Raw genomic sequence first — 18,958 nt, forward strand, 5'->3', positions numbered from 1 at the left:
AAATCTATTCTAATCTTTTTTTTCAATTCTAAAACCTACATCAGTAATCCCTTCAAGTTGTTGTACTCCAGGTACTTTTCCTGATTGTCTAACAGCTTGTTTGATATGAACTTTGTATTTTCCTTTAAACTTAACATCTTCTTTATAAAAGAGTTTGCTTTCTTTTATATCGGTGAATCCGTTGCCCATTAAAGTTCCGTCTGGATGTGCCATTTGGTACTCAAGAGTATCAACTTTGGTGAATCCGCTTTGGGTTTCAAGAGCAACAATTAAAAAAATATTATTGTAAGGATAATTATTGTTGTCTCTCAAGTTCACAAATAGATTGTATCGTTTTGTTGAATCTAATTCTGGTAAATCAAATGTTACAATACTGTCTTTATGCCAAGCAGAACCCACAGATTTGTATTCATCAAATACTCTTTTTTTATCGCAAGAAAAAAGGAGTATAGCCACTAAAAGAAGAATCCCGCTATTTTTTATTCTCATTTTTTGTAATAATTATTGGTTTTCTTGGTTCTGCTGGTTTTTTGTCATTTCCAGCATTGTTCTTAGGCTTATTATTATTATTATTATTATTATTTCCGTTTGGTTTGTTGCCGTTTGGTTTGTTGCCATTTGGTTTAATGCTTCTCGGTGCTTGATTGTTGGCAGGAGTAATAACAGTGGCAGCGGTAGCAGCCGCGGCATTTTCACCAATAGTTTTGCGTTTTTTAGCTGGTTTTTTCTTCCTTTTCGGTTGGTCAAAACGAGTTAAACTTTCTTGGCCCATAGCATTATTGAAATCTTTTTCAGGCTCTTGAGTAACTTCTATTGCGAAATCTTCAAGTGAAGAAACTCTCTTTTTGAGTTTATTTTCGGCAACAATTTCTTTTACCTGATCAATTTTTAAAACATGCCAATTCGCAAAGTTATTGGTATAAGCAAACCACATTAATCCTTTAAAAATATCTTGTTTTTGGCAAACAGCATCTCCTTTTTCAGTTACTAATTTAGTATCATAATCAGGGAAATCTTTAAGAGCATCCATGTAAGTGTCTAGCTCATAATTTAAACAACACTTTAATTTTCCGCATTGTCCAGCTAATTTTTGTGGATTTAAAGACAGTTGTTGGTAACGTGCTGCTGAGGTATTTACACTTCTAAAATCTGTTAACCAAGTTGAACAGCATAATTCTCTTCCGCATGAACCAATTCCTCCTAAACGAGCTGCTTCCTGACGGAAACCAACTTGTTTCATTTCGACTCTGGTACTGAATTCTTTAGCAAAATCTTTAATTAAAAGTCTAAAATCGACTCTGTCATTTGCAGTATAATAAAAAGTTGCTTTCGATCCGTCTCCTTGAAATTCAATATCGGAGATTTTCATTTCTAGTTTTTGAGCAATAGCTAATTCACGTGCTCGAACTTTCATTGGTTCTTCTCTTTCACGTGCAGCCGACCAGATATCGATATCTTTTTGAGAGGCTTTACGGTAAATTTTAGGAACTTCGTTACTAGCAGGATTAACTCCTTTTTTCTTCATTTGAATTTTTACCAATTCGCCTGTAAGAGTTACAATTCCTATATCATGTCCTGGAGATGCTACAGTTGCAACGATATCTCCAATACTTAAAGTTAATTTATCTACGTTTCTAAAGAATTCTTTTCTGCCGTTTTTAAAACGTACTTCAACACAATCAAAAGGAGCTTCTCCGTTTGGTAAACTCATATTAGAAAGCCAATCAAAAACGGTTAATTTGTTGCAGCTATCGGTGCCGCAAGTCCCATTATTTTTACAACCCTTAGGTGCGCCACCATCAGAAGTTGAACAACTTGTACATGCCATAATTTTATATGTAGTGTTGCAACCAATGCAACTTAAGTTCTTAAAAAGATTAATGCGTAAAGATAGTATTTTTTAATTTTAAGTAACAACGGTTGAAAACGCTAATAAATTATTAAATTTTAATCTAAATTTTGTCTTTTGCTATACGATTGGTTTTATAATGTAAGTTTTGTAGTTAATAATGCAGTAAAATAAACGAGCCACATCAATAAGATGTGGCTCGTTTAATTGTATTGTAATAAGTTAAATTTTTAAAAAAAAAATATATTCAAATAAAAATAATTAAGAATTTATCCTATGTTTCTTTAACTGTGATGATTTTTACTGGACAAGCTTTTGCTGCCAATTGACAACTTTCGACAATGGTATGATTTGTAGATTTTAAAGTATAAAATCCTTTTGCATTTATCGAATGAATCAGAACAGATTTTCCGTCTTTTTTTGACATTTGAAAATGTACTGGGTCCATTTCTACGCAGTAGTTACAACCGATGCATTTGTCTCTTTGTAGTGTTATGATTACCATTACGCCTCAACTATTTTATATAATTTATCAGACATTCTGATTCTGAATGGCATTTTGAAGGTGCAATCATCGCCTTTTGTTGCCTTATCGGCTATGATGTCGTTTACATACATTTCGTCGATTACCATTTCTTGCGCTCCAGTACTTGGTCCTGTTACAAGGATTCTATCTCCAATTTTAATGTCGTAAGCTTCTATTTTGAATTGTCCTACTTCGGCTTTTTGGAAGTAATGGGTTCCTTTGCCGACATAAACTTTTTTCTGAGTTGCCGCTGATCCAGGGATGTCACTCCATTCACCTAATTCTTGTCCTAGGTAATATCCTGACCAAAATCCACGATTATAAACGGTGTTTAAAGCTTCCATCCAAACAGTGATTTTTTCTTTAGAAAAACTACCATCGTAATAAGAATCAATAGCTTCGCGATATGTTTTTATTACTGTTGCTACATATTCTGGAGCACGACCGCGTCCCTCAATTTTTAAAACTTTAATTCCTGAATCAATTACTTGATCTAGAAAATCAATTGTACATAAATCTTTAGGTGACATAAGGTATTCGTTATCGACTTCAATTTCAAAACCTGTTTCTTGATCTATGACAGTATATTTTTTACGGCAATTTTGTTTGCAAGCGCCTCGGTTCGCCGATGAGTTGTTTGAATGTAAACTCAAGTAGCATTTTCCAGAAACAGCCATGCATAAAGCACCATGTCCGAAGATTTCGATTTCAATTAAATTTCCGTTTGGACCTTTTATTTGTTCTTTCTCAATTTGATCCGTAATACTTTTTACCTGACGAAGACTCAATTCTCGGCTTAAAACCATTGTGTCTGCAAATAAGCTGTAAAATTTTATTGTCTCGATATTGGTCACATTCAGCTGTGTCGAAATGTGCACTTCCATACCAATCGTTCTTGCCATTGCAATTACGGCTTGGTCAGATGCGATTACGGCTGTAATGTTAGCTTCTTTGGCTTTGTTCAATAATGTTTTTACAACCGATAAATCGTGGTCATAAATTATTGTGTTTAGCGTAAGGTAGCTTCGAACATTTTTGGTAGCACAACGAGCAGCTATTTCTTGCAGATCATCCATGGTAAAATTAACCGTTGAACGTGCTCGCATGTTGAGTTGTTCTACTCCAAAATAAATTGAATCGGCGCCATTATCAAGCGCAGCCTGAAGCGACTCAAAGCTCCCTGCGGGAGCCATAAGTTCAATTGTATTGTTTATTGTCATGATGGATTAGTCTAAAATTTTATAGATTTTATCCGACAATCTAATTCTAAAGGGAACTTCAAATGTTACTCTATCTCCTTTTACGGCAGTAGTATTTGCAGTGTCGTTAACCATCATTTTTTCTAAAACCAATTCTTGGTTGCCTGTTGTTGGTCCTGAAATTAAGATTTTATCACCACTATTAAGTTCGTGGTTTTCAATAGTAAAAAGTCCAACTTGTGCTTTTACATAATAATGCTCTGCTTTTCCAAGTAATACTTTTTTTACTTTTATTTTTTGACGAATATCTGCTGCTTTCTCAGTAATTGCTAAAGCTGTATCGGGTAATTCACCAGAATGTTTGAATCTTAAATTTTCTGATTTTCCTTTTCTAAACACTTTGTTTCCAACTTGCTTTCCAGTTCTCATTCTTACCTGATCTACCAATGGCATGTGTATTACTTCAAGGCATTCTGTAGAGCAACAGTTTTCCATTGCCGATTTACATTCATCACATTGAATAAACAACAAATGGCATCCGTCATTCTCACAATTGGTATGATTATCACAAGGTTTTCCGCATTGGTGGCATTGTGAAATAATATCATCTGTGATTCTTTCGCCTAGACGATTATCAAATACAAAGTTTTTACCAATGAATTTACTTTCTAGACCTTCTTCTTCAAGTTGTTTTTTGTAATTGATGATACCGCCTTCCAGCTGATATACATTCTTAAATCCTTGATGTTTGAAGTAAGCACTTGCTTTCTCACAACGAATTCCACCTGTACAATACATTACTAGGTTTTTATCTTCTTTATGATTTTGAAGTTGCTCGTTAATTATCGGTAAACTTTCTCTAAAAGTTTCAACATCGGGAGTTATGGCTCCTTTAAAATGACCAACTTCACTTTCATAGTGATTTCTAAAATCAACTACAATTGTATTTGGATCTTCAAGTATATCATTGAATTCTTTGGCTTTCAGGTGAACGCCTATGTCTGTAACATCAAAGGTTTCGTCATTAAGACCGTCAGCAACAATCTTATCGCGTACTTTGATGGTTAGTTTTAAAAAGGAGTGATCGTCATGCTCAACAGCAATATTCAAGCGTAAGTCTTTCATGAAGTCATAGACTTCTAAAGTTTCTCTGAAAGTTTCTAAATTTTCTTCCGGAATACTCATTTGAGCATTTATTCCTTCGTTGGCAACGTAAATTCGACCTAAAGCATCGAGTGCGTTCCAGGCTAGAAATAAATCATCGCGAAATTTTTTGGGATCTTGAATTTTTGCATACGCATAGAAAGACAACGTAAGACGTTGTTTACCTGCATCATCAATCATGATGGCTCTTTCTTCTGCGCTCAAAGTGTTATACAGTTGCATGCTATAAACAGTTTTAAGTTGAGGAATATTTTTGAGGTGCAAAGGTAGGAAAAAGGTTTTAAGAAACAAAGAGGCACTAAGGTTCAGAGTTGCAAAGGTTTTTTAGAGGTACTGAGTTACTAAGGTTCTGAGAGACTGAGACTGGATGTAAAGGTTCAGAGGTTTCGTAAGATTTGAGAAGAAAGATTTGAGAAGAAAGAAAAGCTTTGCGTTTTAGCGTCTTTGCGAGAACCCAATAACTAGATGTACAAAGGTTCAAAGGAGCAGAGTTTTAAAGTTTCGGAGGGGCAAAGGTTTCGTAAGATTGGAGAAGAAAGAAGAGAGAGTAAAGACTATTTTAGAAAGAGGTTCAGAGGTTCAAAGTTGCAAAGGTTTTTAAAGATTGAAGATTTGAGAAGAAAGAAAAGCTTTGCGTTTTAGCGTCTTTGCGAGAACCCAATAACTAGAGGTTCAAAGGAGCAGAGTTTTAAAGTTTCGGAGGGGCAAAGGTTTCGTAAGATTGGAGAAGAAAGAAGAGAGAGCAAAGACTATTTTAGAAAGAGGTTCAGAGGTTCAAAGTTGCAAAGGTTTTTAAAGATTGAAGATTATAGAAGAAAGAAAGCTTTGCGTTTTAGCGTCTTTGCGAGAACCCAATAACTAGATGTACAAAGGTTCAAAGGAGCAGAGTTTTAAAGTTTCGGAGGGGCAAAGGTTTCGTAAGATTGGAGAAGAAAGAAGAGAGAGTAAAGACTATTTTAGAAAGAGGTTCAGAGGTTCAAAGTTGCAAAGGTTTTTAAAGATTGAAGATTATAGAAGAAAGAAAGCTTTGCGTTTTAGCGTCTTTGCGAGAACCCAATAACTAGATGTACAAAGGTTCAAAGGAGCAGAGTTTTAAAGTTTCGGAGGGGCAAAGGTTTCGTAAGATTGGAGAAGAAAGAAGAGAGAGTAAAGACTATTTAGGGAAGAGGTTCTTAGGTCCTAAGGTGCTGAGAAACTGAGACTGTCCTTCGACTACGCTCAGGATGACACTGCTGATTACTTCGACTATAAACTGTAGGCTAACAATGAGACTGAGACTGTGACTCAAAACAAAAAAAGCACTAAATTAACTTTAGTGCTTTTTAAATCTTTGTGCCTTTGCAACTCTGAACCTTATAAGCTCAGAACCTTAAATATTAGCAAAACTCGTTGAAAGCGTCTTTTAAGTTTTCTGCGATTAATTCAGCTGGGCGACCTTCGATGTGGTGACGCTCAAGCATATGAACTAATTCTCCGTTTTTGAATAATGCCATACTTGGAGAAGATGGAGGAAAAGGGAACATATGTTGTCTTGCTGCATCAACAGCTTCTTTATCAACTCCTGCAAAAACAGTGATTAAATGGTCTGGTTTTTTAGCACCTTCTAAGCTCATTTTTGCTCCTGGGCGTGCGTTTCTTGCTGCACATCCACATACTGAATTTACAACTACTAGTGTTGTTCCTTCTGATTTGATTGCGTTATCAACTTCTGATGCACTATGTAAATCTTGAAAACCTGCAGTTGTTAATTCAGCTTGCATTGGTTTTACCATTTCTTCTGGATACATATTTTTATTTTTTTAGTTTAACTTTTTCGATTTGCAAAGTTACAAAGTTTAAAAACAAGAACTTTAATTCAGGTATAAAGTTTTGTTATAGTTTAATCGTTATTTCGTGAACCTTATTTGATAAGGATAGGTTTCGTAAATAGTATTATCCTCATTTAGCTTAAAACCTTTTGTTGCATCACTTCTAGCTTCTGTCCCTAAAGCTGAAATTTCATCCTTAGGTTTACCTATTTTAAACCAACAAATTGCTTTGTAGTATTTTGCATCCGAGAATTGAGGGTATATTTTCAATGCTTTATCTAAAATTGAAATTGCCTCATCGTATTTTTTTAGTTCATATTTGGCAATCGCCTGATAGAAGTATGTTGTAGGATGTTCCAATTGTTGCCTGTTTTTGTAAATGTCAGTTACATAATCGTCAAGAACCTTTTCTGCCTTGTCATATTCGTTCAATTGTAAGTAGCAAAGTCCGATATAAAAACTGTAGGTATGATCCATTATATAGCCATTCCCATAAAGTTTAATGCATTCTTCTAAATCAGTAATGGCATCTTTATATGATTTTGAGAAAATACATTTTATAAAACCTCTATAGGGAAGCCATTCTTGTTTGTTGTATAAAACAGCTTTGTCTAAAAATGACATTCCAACCTCGTACTTTTTGCATTTAAAATAAGGCATTGCTTTTTGTTGCCATAAATAAGCTATTGTACTGTCTTTTTTTAAACCTTCATCAATGCAATTTTGCCACTCTTGCATTTGAAAAGTATAATTGTATTTATAAGCACAACTATCTAGAGCTTGTTTGATAATAGCATCTTGCGTCTTGTTTTTTGGGACTTGAGCAAATGTGAAAAAGGAAATTAAAAAGCTGAAACCTAAAATGATTTTTTTCAATGGTTACTGTTTAGAGTTATGTTTTCTTTGGAAGAAAAATCACTCTAAATAACGCTTTTATAAATGGTGTTTTAGGACATTTTAAAATAACTTTAACATCTTCAATAAAGGTTGTTTCTTCGTCTAAGAACTTAAAAATCAATGCAGGGTTTCCTTTTTGAAACATATCTGAGAAAATGCTACTTCCTAGCTCGTTATTTCTGTCGAGTATATCTAGTAAGAGTAAATCATAAAACCAGAACTTGTTTTTTTTATAGAACGAGGACATTTTAATTGGTGTCGAAGGTTTGTTGTTTTGAGTTTGTAGAAACGTTACTAATTGGGTTGATTTTTTATCTGATTTTTTAAAAGTGTATCCTGTACTTGCTTTTGTCCAACCACCAGCGGTACCAATATTAAGTACGCGTTTTGTATTCCTTTTCCAAAAGGGAAAGCAGGTCATCGGAATGCTACCTTGTTCTTTTTCTACTATTTCATAATCTTGAATCCCTAATTTCTGAATATAGTTTTTAATCTCCGATTCGTATTCTTGTTTTTCTAAGAGCGTATGCGAAAACAAGGTGTATTCTATTAAAGCTTCTTTTTTGGATATTGGTAAAGCGTACATGAATCGGGTATTGCCTTTTTGGGCAACCGAAAAATCCATGAAAGTAACCTGCTCTGGGTTAAGAACATTCTCTTTACTTTTAATAAACCATCCAATAAAATGCTGTTGTAAAACAGGATAACGCTGTTGGTTCTCTACTAATCCTTTGTTGTAAATGCTGTTTAAGAGTTGGTTACAAGTGAAAGTATTGGTTGAAGTCGCTACAAAAACATGAGTGTCGAGTTCGTTAATGTCGGTTACTTTATCATTGAGAAAAGTAATGTTTTGTTGTTTCTTAATGAGTTTTAAAACAAAATTGTAAAAGTCTAAACTTCGAATTTGGTTGTACTTATAGGGGTTTAGATCTAAGTCTCTCTTGAAGTTTTCATTGGCAAATAAAGCAGTATCCCATTTTTTTGAAATAACACTTTCCCATATTGATGGACCTTCTTGCCAAAAACACCAAGTTCTGTCATTGGTTTTCTTGGTATCTTCATCAATTAACAAAACAGATTTTCCAATAAAGTTCTCAGATACAATCATCTTGTAAACTGTCATCATAGCAGATAAACCAGTTCCTGTAAAAATGTAATCGTAGTGTTTCATGTTTCGGAGATACTATTTTCATCAAAAATAGTAATTTTAATTCGTTGGGTTCACGGAATCAAATTATTTAAGAATATATAGTTTTTGTTTAAAACGACTTCGACTACGTGTTAGTCTGACAATGTTGTGATTGTATTAAAAGTAATATAGAGTAAACACTCAATCAATTAGTTTGTTCAAAATGATTTCAAAATCCTTTGCATTGTGATAATTTGTATCTTGAAATAGGATTTCATTTTTTGAATTTAAAATACAAATAATGGGGTAGGTTAGTTGATTATTAACTGTTCCTAATTGTATCGCTAATTCATTAACGCCAGTTTTATTTCCGGTTGTTGTGTAGTTGAATGTTTTATTATTAAACCGAATTGTTCTTTTTTCTTCAGCATGAAAATCAACAAAATAGAATTGGTTATTGAGTTGTTCTATTATTTTTTTGTTTTTAAAGGTTGAATTCTTCATTGCTTGACAATACTTGCACCAATCGGTGTGGATAAAAATAATGACTTTCCTTTTCTGAATTTGCTGTAAGCTGTCAATAGCTTCAAACGGAATGCTTTTTAGTTGGCAAAACCCTGTTGAAGTAAGGCCTAGGAAGAGTAATATTATGAGTAGACTTTTCATTTGTTACTTTTTTTTGCCACAGATTAAAGGGTTGTTTATAAATCTGTGGCTTAACTAAATTTTATTTATCTCAGATTATAACGTAATCCAAAGAAACTGCGAATTCCTTGGTTTGGCGCATAAACATAGGTTGTGTCAAATGTCATTCCGTATGGATTACTTGGAGTTACAAGTACTTTATCGTTTGAATCGTAGTCAACATTTTTGTCAAAAGGATCGTTAGTTCTCGAAATAAGGAATGGGTTATTTCGTTTAGGAGTAAAGTTAAGTAGGTTTTTGATTCCAGCGTATAAATCAAAATTCTTCCAACCTGTGTAAGTAAACTGAATGTTTTGTAAACTATACCAAGGGGAGTTTGGGTCTCTAGGGTCGTTATCACCTAATAGAGGTAATTTCATCGGACTGTATAAATTTCCGGTATAATCAATTGCTAAATTAATTGGATTAATTTTATACGAAGCGCTCCAAGTTGCTGTAAATTTCTCTGTTAGATACGGTCTTTCACGAGTTCCGTTTTCAATATTCGAAACATCCATAATTGTTGCGCCTGCAATTAGTTTTAATCCGTTATTGAAGTTTACGTCTATGTTTGTGCTGATTCCCTGACTTACAGCGTGACCATCAATGTTGTCATAAATGATTTTGTTCGGGTCGGTATCATAATCTGCTATTATCTTATTGCTAAATCGGGTATGAAAAGCGGTAGTTTCGATACCAATAAATGTCCCGTTGTTAAAGTATATTTTCTTGATGTAGTTTAAATTAGCATTGATTGATTTTTCTGGATTCAGATTATTAGCAATAACAACTTCTCTAGATCCAGTTAAAGCGGCGTGGTCTTCTGTGAATAAATTTACCACTCTATAACCTGTTCCGGCATTAAAACGAAGGATGTTGTTATCATTAAATTTTAATTTATAGGCAAATCTTGGAGTTACAATATTTCCGTGGATAGAGTTATAATCGTATCGTAGCCCTAGAAGTATTTTGTGTTTTTCTGTTAATGTTATTTCATCTTGCAAAAATATACCTGGTAACCATGTTTTATCTGGATTGTTTTTTCCTTGTATTTGTGTCGATGTTGTATTGTCATCGTAATAAGTATAACGAGAGGCTATTCCTGCTAGCAAGTCATTGTTTTTGATTTTTTTGTCCCAAGTAAGTTGAGCAAACCCAATTTTTTGATTAGCTATATAGGAAGTAGTTCCATAACGACTGTCTTGATAATGTACATTCCCAGAGAAAGAAAATATCAGTTTTTCATCTGTTGGTAATTGGTAACTTCCTATAAGTTCGGCACGTTTGGTGTAAACACTTTCTCCGTAGATTTTATCGCCACCTCTGTATTTTTTTTCCCAGCGTATATCGCCACCCCAACGATCTTCATACATACCGCGTCCTGCGAGAGTAAATATTCTATTTTCTTTTCTTTTAAACGACCATTTTTGAAATACTGATACCCGATCCTGAAGCGTCACATCTGTAAAGCCATCATTGTCATTGTCAATTCTTTGGTTGTAATTAAAATAATTAACGCCTAGTAAAGCTGTTGCATTTTTGCCAGCATTTAATTTCACTCCCAAATCTACATTTGTCTCTAGCCAGCTGGTTGTAAATACATCAGCAGAGAAAACAGGTGCATTGGTAGCACTTTTTGTTATAATATTTATTAATCCTCCTACAGCCTCACTTCCATAAAGAGAAGATGCAGGACCTTTTACAATTTCTATTCTTTCTACAAGTGAGTTCGGAATTCCTGATAATCCATAAACTGTAGATAAACTGCTTACAATTGGCATTCCATCAATCATGACAGCCGTATAAGGGCCTTCGAGACCATTTATATGAATGTCACCAGTGTTACAAACGCCACAATTTAGTTGAGGTCGTACTCCATTCACATTTTGTAAAGCCTCATAAATATTAGCCGTTGGATTTTTTTTAAAGAATACTGGCGTGTAAACTTCTACAGGAACCGCACTTTCTAAGCGTTTTACAGCTTTTAATGTTCCAGATATTACGACTTCGTTAAGTTCGTTTTCATTATTTGTTAATTGAAAATCTAAAGTCAAAGGCTCATTTTCTTTAAAAACAATGTTTTTTGTTATTGTCTTTTGACCAAGTGATGAAACTTGAATTTTATAATTGCCTAACGGAATAGCTTCTAATTTATAAAAGCCTAAACTATCCGTTTGGGTTTTATAATTAGTTTTCAGTATTTGAACATTTGCTTGTTGCTTTTCTTGATTTTCAATAAATACTCTTCCTGAAATTGATGAGGTATTTTGTGAAAAACCAACCTGAAGTATTGAAAACAGTAGCATTGTAAATAAATATTTCATTTTGTATAAATTATATTTTAGACAAATCTAAAAATTATATTCGACAAACAAAATTCTTTCTCAAAAAATAGTATTTTTTACATTAAAAAAGCGGTTCATGGTTTATTATGAACCGCTTACGTTTTTAACCGTAAACCAAACAATTACACTAACATAAAATGATACGATTATATATTATGTTTCCGACTGCTAGAAATCTTCTTCTATGAGTTCCTTATTTATGAAAGCACCTGCTACTGATCCTGATGAAACCGCTAGTGCTACTGAACGACCAAATGTGGAATTGTCACCTGCAGCATATATTCCTTTGATTGTTGTTTTCTGATAAGAATCTACTTTTATTAAGCCTTGTTCTGTCATTTCGCAGCCCAATTCTTGTGGTAAATGCGAATGTTGCTCAAAAGGAGGTCTAGCATAAAGTGCTTTAATCGCTGTTTTTGTTCCGTCCTTAAAAACAATATTTATAATTTTACCATCATTGTGTTGGAAATAATCTATTTCATTTTCTAAAGTTGCGATGTTGTTCTTTTTTAGTGTAGCAGTTTGATCTTCGGTCAATGATGATTTTCCATTTGTAAATAGCGTAAGGTCTTTTGTCCAATTTGAAATCATTTTTGTAAAATCATATCCGATATCACCGTTTGCGATAATGCCAGTTCTTTCGTTTTTTACTTCGTAGCCGTGACAATAAGGACAATGTAATATCGAAATTCCCCAACATGCTGCGAATCCATTTATTTCTGGAAATATATCTTTCAATCCTGTTGCAAAAATTAATTTTCTTGCTATAAAGACTTCTTTTCTTTCTGTTAGTATTTCAAAATCACTTTCTTTTTTAGATGCTTTAACTGCTTTATCTTCAATAAAACTTATAGTCGGGTACTTTAATACTTGGTTTTTTGCGGTAGCATTTATATCGGACGGTTTTTTACCATCTTGAGTTATGAAATTGTGTGAGTATGGAGTTTGTTGATTGCATGGATTGCCGCTATCTATAATTAACACTTTTCGCATCGAACGTCCTAATGCCATGGCTGCTGAAAAGCCGGCATAACTGCCACCAATTATTATAACATCGTATTCGTTACTTTTTTTCATGATTTTTGTTTTTAAGCGTTACAAAGTGTTTTTAGTTTGGAGTAGCTTTTTGTTAGTATCTATTTTTTTGTGAATTAGGTAATTTAGAATATGACCAATTATCATCCCAATTCCACCAATAAAGATTAGGACGGTGTGTACATCTAGTATTATTTCTATAATTATGCTTATAAAAATTAGGGTTATTGATAAAAGCAGAATACTACTTACAAGTAGAGTCGCTTTTTTTACTATTTTTATAACTGCAAAAAATCCGATGGATGCAAAAAGTAAATCGATTATAGGATTATGGGTTATACCAAGTGGAACTATTGTTAATATAGGCAACACCAAACAATGCACGAGGCATATTGTTGCGCTTGAAATTCCTAAAATGTCCCAATTAAAAGTTGTTTTTGTCTTCATAATGTGTATATTAGCTTAATGCAATAATGTTGCAAATATAGAAAATTATTCTAAACGCAACAATGTTGCGTAAATATTTTATTCATGAAAGTTACCCGTAATACTGTGGCCAAAGGAGCCATTCTAGATTTAATTACTAATTCAGATTCGGCATTGTCACATTCTGAGATTCATAAATTAACTCAGGATTTATGTGATCGTGTTACGATTTATAGAATTTTAGACCGTTTGGTCAATGAAGATGTCATTCATAAAATTGTAAATCTTGATGGAACTATTAAATATGCTAAATGTCATCATGCAAATCATGTGCATATTCATAATCATGTACACTTTAGTTGCGAAAAATGTTTGAAAGTTACTTGCATGGAAAACGTGCAACCAAGCTATATAATTCCCCGTAATTACAAGGTTAACGATGTAAATTTTACTCTTTCGGGATTGTGTCCGAATTGTTTATAATTTCCTTTAACATTTAGACAAGGCTAAAAATAATGTTTGAGCAATGCAATTTTTGTATATATTTGCTTTAATAATTTTTATGAAATGACTAAATCTCTAGAAGAAGTTAACCAATCGGTTCAAACGCAAAATAAAAAATCTGTTTTTAGAAAAATATTAGCTTTTCTTGGTCCTGCTTATTTAGTGAGCGTTGGATACATGGATCCAGGAAACTGGGCGACAGATATTGCGGGTGGAAGCCAATTTGGGTATGCTTTACTTTGGGTTTTGTTAATGAGTAACTTAATGGCTTTGTTATTGCAAAGTCTTAGTGCTAGATTAGGAATTGTAACCCAACGTGATTTAGCACAAGCATCAAGAGAAACCTATTCTAAATTCATCAATTATATATTATACATTCTTGCCGAAGTCGCCATTGCTGCTTGTGATCTTGCTGAGGTACTGGGAATGGCAATTGGTATTAATTTATTATTTGATATTCCGCTGATTGAGGGTGTCTTAATTACTGTATTAGATACTTTTTTATTGCTTTTCTTGATTAATAAAGGCATTCGAAAAATGGAAGCTTTCATTATTGTCTTAGTTGCTATTATTGGGTTTTCTTTTGTTTTTGAAATGATTTTTGCTGAACCTGAACTAGATAAGGTAATGTATGGATTGATTCCATCACTTCCTAATTCTGCAGCTTTATACATTGCAATCGGTATTATCGGAGCAACAGTAATGCCTCATAATTTGTATCTGCACTCTTCTTTGGTACAAACCAGAAAATTTGATAGAAGTCCTGCAGGAATCAAACAGGCATTAAAATACAATCTGATAGATTCAACGATTGCTCTTAATCTCGCCTTTTTTGTAAACGCCGCTATCTTAATTCTTGCTGCTGCAACCTTTCATCGAAATGGAATGTTTGAAGTTGCTGAAATTCAGGATGCGCATAAGTTTTTAGAACCGCTTTTAGGAACCAAGTGGGCACCTGTGCTCTTTGCAGTTGCTTTAATCGCAGCAGGTCAGAGCTCCACAATTACTGGAACTTTAGCGGGGCAAATCGTTATGGAAGGGTATTTAAATTTAAGAATCCAACCTTGGGTTCGTCGAATAATAACACGTTTAATTGCTATTGTTCCCGCCGTAGTAGTTATTATGATTTATGGCGAAAGTGTCACAGGAAAACTGCTTATTCTGAGTCAGGTAATCCTGAGTTTGCAATTAGGATTTGCAATTATACCATTGATACATTTTGTGAGTGATAAAACAAAGATGAAAGGGTTTCATATTAGCAGATTAACTCAGGTTACAGCATGGGTTATTGCTTTGATTATTGTATCGCTTAACGGAAAATTAGTGTATGATGAAATAACGGGTTGGTTAGATGCTTCTGAGAATCCAATTGTGTTATGGGTTACTGTTGTTCCTCTGGCAATAGCTGCTTTAGTTTTATTACTTTATATCGTTTTTAAACCATTTATTGCTCGAGCAAAATCTGATATACAAAATCATTCCCCTCATAGCCTTGCTTTGCGCTTTTCTGTAAAAGAAGGATATAGTAAAAAGAACATTGCTATTTCTGTAGATTTCTCTAATGCCGATGAAGCAGCTATTAACAGTGCATTCGAATTAGGAGGAATTGATGGTAACTACACTTTAATTCATGTGGTTGAGACAGTTGGCGCACTTATGTATGGTCAAAATGTTGATGACCATGAAACAACAATCGATGAAAAACTGTTATTAGAATACAAAGAGATGCTTACGGCAAAAGGATTTAAGATCGAGACAGAACTTGGATTTGGTAAGCCAAACAATATTATTCCGATTATTGTAAACAAAGGAGGTTTTGATATTTTGGTTATGGGAACGCACGGACATACTGGCTTTAAAGATTTAGTTTTTGGAACAACAGTCGATAAATTGCGTCATAAAATTTCGATACCTTTGTTTATCGTTAAAAAATAATTGTTGCGGTTTTAAGTTGCTAGATTTTCAACTTAAAACACAGAATCTTTAAAGCTTTGAACCTGAAAAATACACAAATGACCTTCTCAGAAGAAAACTACCTAAAAGCTATTTATCATTTAACCACTTCTTCTGAAGCTGAGGTTAGTACCAATGCTATTGCCGAAATGATGGAAACAAAAGCATCATCGGTTACCGATATGCTTAAGAAATTATCCGAAAAGGATTTGATTAATTATAAAAAATACCAAGGAGTTTCGCTTACAGAAAACGGAAAGTTAGCTGCCAAAATGATTGTTCGAAAACACCGTTTATGGGAAGTTTTTTTAGTAGATAAACTTGATTTCTCTTGGGATGAGGTTCATGATATTGCCGAACAATTGGAACATATTAAATCGGAACAATTAATTAATAAGCTGGATGATTTTCTAGGTAATCCAACAGAAGATCCGCACGGAGATCCAATTCCAGATGCTCAAGGACGAATTATTAAAGTTGAAAAGCAACTGCTTTCAGAACTTAGTGAAAAACAAACTGGAGTGTGTGTTGGTGTAAAAGATACTTCATCTGAGTTTTTACAATATTTGGATAAACAAGGAATTGCTTTAGGTTCTAAAATAGAATGTCTATCAAAAGAAAGCTTCGATTTGTCTCTAAAAATTAAAGTAAACGAACAAGAACTTACTATTTCGAATAAAATAGCTTCAAACTTATTCGTCAAGTTGCTTTAGGAAACGCACAGAAGCTTAATTAAAGCCTGAAAACGGATGTAATTGAGTATGTTCTCAGTTTTTAAGAAAAAACTTCTCAAGCCTTGTTATTTTAGTCTAGAGTAGTGGCTCGATTACTGAGATTTCAATTTCAATATAAATTTAAAAGGTTCAAAGGTTGTCCAGTTTATAAATAAACGGAGCAACTTTTGAACCTTTGTTTCTTTTTATCTTAGTACCTCAGTGCCTTTTCTTAATGACAACCACAGTCATTGTCTCCGCAATTTTTCTTGTTTTTAGGCTTCCAAAAAAACTTACGAATTAAGAAGGCAATTGCTATTGCTAAAATTGCAAAAGCTATAATTTCTTGTACCATAATGCATTATTTTAAGAATTGATAAGCTACTAAAGCTGTGACATAAGCCAATCCGCTCATTAATACGAGCTGAACCATTGGCCATTTCCATGAGTTTGTTTCCTTTTTGGTAATTGCAATTGTACTTGCACATTGTAAAGCAAACGCATAAAATAGTAACAATGAGATTCCTGAAGCCAAATTGAAGATTTTTTCACCAGTCTGAGGGTTAATTTCTTCTTGCATTTTGCTTTTTATAGTAGACTCGTCATCTGTGCCACCTACACTGTAAATGGTTGCTAATGTACCAACAAAAACTTCTCTAGCAGCGAATGAACTTATAATTGCAATACCAATTTTCCAATCGTATCCTAAAGGTGAAATAACAGGTTCAATAGTTTTACCCATTATTCCAATGTAAGAGTTCTCTATTTTTTGTGAAGCAACAGCTTCTTCATATTCAAACTCACTTAGAGGTTTGTCTTTGTGCCTTTCTGTTACAATAGCTTCCGCTTCATTAAATTTCTCTCCAGGACCGTACGAGGCTAAAAACCATAAAACAACAGATATTGCTAATATTATTTTTCCTGCACCCAAAACAAATGCTTTTGTTTTTTCGACTACATTAATAAAAACGTTCTTGAACAATGGTGTTTTGTAGCTTGGCATTTCAACTACGAAATATGTTTTGTTCTTGATTTTTAGAATTTTATTTAAAACATAAGCCGATAAAATAGCCATTCCAAAACCTAAAAGATACAATAACATCAAGGTTAAACCTTGTAGGTTAAGGAATCCGAAAAGGCGTTCATCTGGAATAACCAGTGCAATGATAATCGTATAAACTGGTAATCTAGCCGAACAGGTAGTAAATGGTGTTACCAAAATAGTGATTAAACGCTCTTTCCAGTTTTCGATATTACGTGTTGCCATAATTGCTGGAATGGCACACGCTGTTCCCGAAATTAAAGGGACAACACTCTTTCCTGATAAACCAAATTTGCGCATTATTTTATCCATAAGGAAAACAACACGGCTCATGTAACCACTTTCTTCAAGTACAGATATGAATAGGAACAAGAAGGCAATTTGCGGAATAAATATTAAGATTCCTCCAATTCCTGGGATAATTCCTTGAGAAATTAAATCGGTTAAGATACCACTTGGTAATTTTTCAGATGCTAATGAACTTAGCGTTGCAAATGAACTATCTATAAAATCCATTGGAACAGCGGCCCATTGGAATATTGCTTGAAATATAATAAATAATATAGCAAAAAACACAGCATAACCCCATACTTTATGAGTTAATATTTGGTCTAGTTTTGCACGGAAATCGGTAGCTATTGTATGGTCTACTTTTAATCCTTCTTTTAAAACATCATTTATAAATTGATATCTCTTTATTGTTTCTTTCTGTTGCAGACGTTTTAATTCAGAGTGCGATTTTGTAAACGTACTTCTGACTTCATTTCTGTCAAGATTCAAAAAGTTAACATCTTGAGTGATAACCAACCATAATTTATACAATAGTTGATTAGGAAAAGCATGTTGTAAACTTTTAAAATATTCTGGATCAATAACCGATGCGTTTAAACACGGTTCAGTTGGAATGTTTTTGTAGTCAACTATTATATTTTTAAGCTCTTCGATTCCCTGTCCTTTACGAGAACTGATTAAAGCAATTTTTGTCTTTAAGTGTTCTTCCAAATAAGGAATGTCTAGAGTGATTCCTTTAGACTCCATTCTATCAGCCATATTAATAACTAATATCGTTGGAATTTCAAGGTCTTTTATTTGAGTATAAAGAAGTAAGTTTCGTTTTAGATTCTCAACATCGGTAACAACAAGTGCTACATCTGGATATAATTTGTCGTTTTTATTCAGCAAAAGTTCAATAACCATATTCTCATCAATAGAGCTGGCATTTAAACTGTATGTTCCTGGTAAGTCAAGAATGTTGGCTTTGATATTGTTTGGCAATTTACAGAAGCCCATCTTTTTTTCAACAGTAATTCCTGGATAGTTTCCTACTTGTTGGTTAAGACCTGTTAATTGATTAAAAACTGAAGTTTTTCCCGTATTTGGATTACCTATTAAGGCTACATTTATATTTTGAATACTCATTGCAAATTCTATTTGATTATTTCTACTTCAATTACACGTGCTGTTTCTATTCGAATAGCTACATGTGAACCATTAATATTCAAATATAAAGGACCTCCAAAAGGAGCAATTTGAAGCAATTCGACCATGTTACCTGGTAAGCAACCCATTTCTAATAATTTCAACGGAACTAGATCAATATCAAATTCTTTGATAGTGGCTTTTTCGCCTTTTTTAAGGGAGTGGATAGAATGTTTCAAGTTTATTTAGATTGAATTAATATTGC

General features: G+C 33.5%; 18 protein-coding genes. 3 read left to right on the top strand and 15 right to left on the bottom strand.

All coding sequences use genetic code 11. The features are described 5' to 3' along the window. Nucleotides 1–9: 9 nt before the first annotated feature. The 12 genes from QWY99_RS20805 to QWY99_RS20860 all read right to left on the bottom strand — a co-directional run bounded on the left by QWY99_RS20805 (nt 10) and on the right by QWY99_RS20860 (nt 13,083). The gene (locus tag QWY99_RS20805; protein WP_290267688.1) at nt 10–489 is read right to left on the bottom strand and encodes a gliding motility lipoprotein GldH; all 480 of its coding nucleotides are present in this window, start codon (nt 487–489) and stop codon (nt 10–12) included. Continuing rightward, on the bottom strand, nt 473–1,828 hold the full coding sequence (locus tag QWY99_RS20810) for a PSP1 domain-containing protein (RefSeq protein ID WP_290267690.1): 1,356 nt from the start codon (nt 1,826–1,828) through the stop codon (nt 473–475). The genes QWY99_RS20805 and QWY99_RS20810 overlap by 17 nt, the downstream gene beginning before the upstream one ends. A 295-nt stretch (nt 1,829–2,123) precedes the next feature. Beyond that, nucleotides 2,124–2,354 carry a ferredoxin gene (locus QWY99_RS20815; RefSeq protein WP_290267692.1) on the bottom strand — a complete coding sequence of 77 codons (231 nt, stop codon included), beginning with the start codon at nt 2,352–2,354 and terminating at the stop codon, nt 2,124–2,126. Beyond that, nucleotides 2,354–3,595 (bottom strand): peptidase U32 family protein, encoded by a 1,242-nt coding sequence (locus QWY99_RS20820; RefSeq protein WP_290267694.1) that lies wholly within the window; start codon nt 3,593–3,595, stop codon nt 2,354–2,356. Before QWY99_RS20820 ends, QWY99_RS20815 begins: the two co-directional genes overlap by 1 nt. 6 nt (nt 3,596–3,601) lie before the next feature. Next, nucleotides 3,602–4,960, bottom strand: coding sequence for an oxygen-dependent tRNA uridine(34) hydroxylase TrhO (gene trhO, locus QWY99_RS20825; RefSeq protein ID WP_290267696.1), 1,359 nt, complete (start codon nt 4,958–4,960; stop codon nt 3,602–3,604). 1,154 nt (nt 4,961–6,114) lie between these two features. Then, nucleotides 6,115–6,525 carry a BrxA/BrxB family bacilliredoxin gene (locus tag QWY99_RS20830; RefSeq protein ID WP_290267699.1) on the bottom strand — a complete coding sequence of 137 codons (411 nt, stop codon included), beginning with the start codon at nt 6,523–6,525 and terminating at the stop codon, nt 6,115–6,117. 99 nt (nt 6,526–6,624) lie between these two features. After that, a complete protein-coding gene (locus QWY99_RS20835) occupies nt 6,625–7,422 on the bottom strand; it encodes a tetratricopeptide repeat protein (RefSeq protein WP_290267702.1) in 798 nt (265 codons plus the stop codon). Nucleotides 7,423–7,438: 16 nt separating this feature from the next. After that, nucleotides 7,439–8,614 (bottom strand): lycopene cyclase family protein, encoded by a 1,176-nt coding sequence (locus QWY99_RS20840; RefSeq protein WP_290267704.1) that lies wholly within the window; start codon nt 8,612–8,614, stop codon nt 7,439–7,441. A 159-nt stretch (nt 8,615–8,773) separates the two neighbouring features. After that, nucleotides 8,774–9,238, bottom strand: a complete 465-nt coding sequence (locus QWY99_RS20845; RefSeq protein WP_290267706.1) for a thioredoxin family protein — start codon at nt 9,236–9,238, stop codon at nt 8,774–8,776. A gap of 65 nt (nt 9,239–9,303) precedes the next feature. Then, the gene (locus QWY99_RS20850) at nt 9,304–11,580 is read right to left on the bottom strand and encodes a TonB-dependent receptor (RefSeq protein ID WP_290267708.1); all 2,277 of its coding nucleotides are present in this window, start codon (nt 11,578–11,580) and stop codon (nt 9,304–9,306) included. Nucleotides 11,581–11,769: 189 nt separating this feature from the next. After that, a complete protein-coding gene (locus tag QWY99_RS20855) occupies nt 11,770–12,678 on the bottom strand; it encodes an NAD(P)/FAD-dependent oxidoreductase (RefSeq protein ID WP_290267710.1) in 909 nt (302 codons plus the stop codon). An 18-nt stretch (nt 12,679–12,696) separates the two neighbouring features. After that, nucleotides 12,697–13,083 (bottom strand): MerC domain-containing protein, encoded by a 387-nt coding sequence (locus QWY99_RS20860; RefSeq protein WP_290267712.1) that lies wholly within the window; start codon nt 13,081–13,083, stop codon nt 12,697–12,699. Between the two features lie 84 nt (nt 13,084–13,167). Here QWY99_RS20860 and QWY99_RS20865 point away from each other — a divergent pair, with 84 nt between their 5' ends. The 3 genes from QWY99_RS20865 to QWY99_RS20875 all read left to right on the top strand — a co-directional run bounded on the left by QWY99_RS20865 (nt 13,168) and on the right by QWY99_RS20875 (nt 16,232). Then, on the top strand, nt 13,168–13,545 hold the full coding sequence (locus QWY99_RS20865; RefSeq protein ID WP_290267713.1) for a Fur family transcriptional regulator: 378 nt from the start codon (nt 13,168–13,170) through the stop codon (nt 13,543–13,545). Nucleotides 13,546–13,629: 84 nt separating this feature from the next. After that, nucleotides 13,630–15,501, top strand: coding sequence for an Nramp family divalent metal transporter (locus tag QWY99_RS20870; protein WP_290267715.1), 1,872 nt, complete (start codon nt 13,630–13,632; stop codon nt 15,499–15,501). Between the two features lie 77 nt (nt 15,502–15,578). Then, the gene (locus tag QWY99_RS20875; RefSeq protein WP_290267717.1) at nt 15,579–16,232 is read left to right on the top strand and encodes a metal-dependent transcriptional regulator; all 654 of its coding nucleotides are present in this window, start codon (nt 15,579–15,581) and stop codon (nt 16,230–16,232) included. Between the two features lie 232 nt (nt 16,233–16,464). On the opposite strand, the gene QWY99_RS20880 is transcribed toward QWY99_RS20875, so the two are convergent. The 3 genes from QWY99_RS20880 to QWY99_RS20890 are packed head-to-tail and all read right to left on the bottom strand — an operon-like array spanning nt 16,465 to nt 18,932. Next, nucleotides 16,465–16,587, bottom strand: coding sequence for a FeoB-associated Cys-rich membrane protein (locus QWY99_RS20880; protein ID WP_290267719.1), 123 nt, complete (start codon nt 16,585–16,587; stop codon nt 16,465–16,467). A gap of 6 nt (nt 16,588–16,593) precedes the next feature. Further along, complete coding sequence (feoB, locus tag QWY99_RS20885; protein ID WP_290267721.1) at nt 16,594–18,693, bottom strand: ferrous iron transport protein B; 2,100 nt, start codon at nt 18,691–18,693, stop codon at nt 16,594–16,596. An 8-nt stretch (nt 18,694–18,701) separates the two neighbouring features. Further along, the gene (locus QWY99_RS20890) at nt 18,702–18,932 is read right to left on the bottom strand and encodes a FeoA family protein (protein WP_129540266.1); all 231 of its coding nucleotides are present in this window, start codon (nt 18,930–18,932) and stop codon (nt 18,702–18,704) included. Nucleotides 18,933–18,958: the final 26 nt, after the last annotated feature.

It is taken from the genome of Flavobacterium branchiarum (assembly GCF_030409845.1).
GTDB classification, from domain to species: domain Bacteria; phylum Bacteroidota; class Bacteroidia; order Flavobacteriales; family Flavobacteriaceae; genus Flavobacterium; species Flavobacterium branchiarum.

What these genes read in the sequence shown, in the direction of transcription:
- QWY99_RS20850 (WP_290267708.1), bottom strand. Translation starts at nt 11,580, where the DNA reads ATGAAATATTTATTTACAATGCTACTGTTTTCAATACTTCAGGTTGGT.
- QWY99_RS20870 (WP_290267715.1), top strand. Translation starts at nt 13,630, where the DNA reads ATGACTAAATCTCTAGAAGAAGTTAACCAATCGGTTCAAACGCAAAAT.
- QWY99_RS20845 (WP_290267706.1), bottom strand. Translation starts at nt 9,238, where the DNA reads ATGAAAAGTCTACTCATAATATTACTCTTCCTAGGCCTTACTTCAACA.
- QWY99_RS20865 (WP_290267713.1), top strand. Translation starts at nt 13,168, where the DNA reads ATGAAAGTTACCCGTAATACTGTGGCCAAAGGAGCCATTCTAGATTTA.
- QWY99_RS20855 (WP_290267710.1), bottom strand. Translation starts at nt 12,678, where the DNA reads ATGAAAAAAAGTAACGAATACGATGTTATAATAATTGGTGGCAGTTAT.
- QWY99_RS20875 (WP_290267717.1), top strand. Translation starts at nt 15,579, where the DNA reads ATGACCTTCTCAGAAGAAAACTACCTAAAAGCTATTTATCATTTAACC.
- feoB (WP_290267721.1), bottom strand. Translation starts at nt 18,693, where the DNA reads ATGAGTATTCAAAATATAAATGTAGCCTTAATAGGTAATCCAAATACG.
- QWY99_RS20860 (WP_290267712.1), bottom strand. Translation starts at nt 13,083, where the DNA reads ATGAAGACAAAAACAACTTTTAATTGGGACATTTTAGGAATTTCAAGC.
- QWY99_RS20805 (WP_290267688.1), bottom strand. Translation starts at nt 489, where the DNA reads ATGAGAATAAAAAATAGCGGGATTCTTCTTTTAGTGGCTATACTCCTT.
- QWY99_RS20815 (WP_290267692.1), bottom strand. Translation starts at nt 2,354, where the DNA reads ATGGTAATCATAACACTACAAAGAGACAAATGCATCGGTTGTAACTAC.
- QWY99_RS20880 (WP_290267719.1), bottom strand. Translation starts at nt 16,587, where the DNA reads ATGGTACAAGAAATTATAGCTTTTGCAATTTTAGCAATAGCAATTGCC.
- QWY99_RS20830 (WP_290267699.1), bottom strand. Translation starts at nt 6,525, where the DNA reads ATGTATCCAGAAGAAATGGTAAAACCAATGCAAGCTGAATTAACAACT.
- QWY99_RS20820 (WP_290267694.1), bottom strand. Translation starts at nt 3,595, where the DNA reads ATGACAATAAACAATACAATTGAACTTATGGCTCCCGCAGGGAGCTTT.
- trhO (WP_290267696.1), bottom strand. Translation starts at nt 4,960, where the DNA reads ATGCAACTGTATAACACTTTGAGCGCAGAAGAAAGAGCCATCATGATT.
- QWY99_RS20810 (WP_290267690.1), bottom strand. Translation starts at nt 1,828, where the DNA reads ATGGCATGTACAAGTTGTTCAACTTCTGATGGTGGCGCACCTAAGGGT.
- QWY99_RS20840 (WP_290267704.1), bottom strand. Translation starts at nt 8,614, where the DNA reads ATGAAACACTACGATTACATTTTTACAGGAACTGGTTTATCTGCTATG.